1 protein-coding gene is annotated in these 598 nt (G+C 48.0%); it reads right to left on the bottom strand.

Annotation, left to right across the window (positions count from 1 at the left end; genetic code table 11):
- Positions 1–598: ElyC/SanA/YdcF family protein (locus R7Q48_RS29020; RefSeq protein WP_318133818.1), on the bottom strand; the 598-nt coding region annotated here is incomplete at both ends.

Below are 598 nucleotides of genomic sequence, written 5' to 3'. Positions count from 1 at the left end.
GTCACGCAGTCTTTGCCAAACGCTACCAAGGTATTCATGCCAAAACAGTTCAGTTTGCTCAAGGTAGCGAGCTTTAGGTGAATACTTGTCCCACGGTTGGCTAACTTCGTCTATCGCTAAGAAATTCGTTGGAGCAGGGATGGGTTTAATTCCAGCTGCGTTAAACTCGTACAGCGCACGGCTGATGTGGCTCGCTGACGTGACCAGCACAATCTCTTTTTGTTGAACAAAAGCGGCGGCTTGTCTTGCTTCTTCCCACGTGTCTTTTGCGTCTTCCAACAAAATAATGTCGGATTTTGCAACACCTAATGCCAAAGCAACGTTTGCCATCATACGAGCATGGCTGATCTCAGAGCCACCATCATAACCTGATAAAATTAGCTTTGCGCCTGGGTACATACGCAAAATACGAATGCCTTCCGTTAATCGCATCAACGCCGCGCGGCTTAATTGCGATGTTGGTGGAATTTCGTCATCGACCACGTGGCCATTACCCAGCACCATAACGTAGTCAATGGTACCTGACACAGGTAAAAAGGCCTTATGCTCGCGCTCAAGTGGCATGAGAAGCTTGGTTGAAACAGGTTGGAAGGCAACA

The sequence above is a fragment of the Vibrio sp. 378 genome, from assembly GCF_033339435.1.
Note: the sequence above shows the minus strand (reverse complement) of the source record. Positions and strands in the feature narration are given on the sequence as shown.